At 45.9% G+C, this 364-nt stretch carries 1 protein-coding gene; it reads right to left on the minus strand.

The genetic code is table 11. The annotated features are described in order from the left end of the window. Window positions 1-33: 33 nt before the first annotated feature. Window positions 34-364 (minus strand): Tn3 family transposase (locus C5469_RS23130; protein ID WP_166311056.1); only part of this gene is annotated, 331 nt, incomplete at its 5' end.

Here is a 364-nt window from a genome sequence, read left to right on the forward strand (position 1 = left end):
GGGGTCCGCTTGGAAAACGGAAAATATCCTACGCTAAGCCTGTTTTTTGTACAGATTGATATCAACTGATCGTAACGGACGGTATTTTCCAGCTCCTAACTTAAGATTATTACGCCAGATGTAATCTCCACTCAGATTGATATGCTCCCAACCCAGCGGCGACAGGTGCGAAAGCAATTGCTCATTAATCTGAACCCCTTTCCGTTTCAGTGATTCGATGGCTCTTTCTATATACACGGTATTCCATAACGTGATCGCCGCAGTGAGTAATGTCAGTCCACTGGCTCGGTAACTTTGGTTTTCCAGTCCTCTGTCCCTTATTTCACCCAGCCGGTGCATAAAAACAGCCCGAGCAAGTGCATTA

The sequence above is a fragment of the Photorhabdus cinerea genome, from assembly GCF_011189575.1.
Lineage (GTDB): Bacteria > Pseudomonadota > Gammaproteobacteria > Enterobacterales > Enterobacteriaceae > Photorhabdus > Photorhabdus cinerea.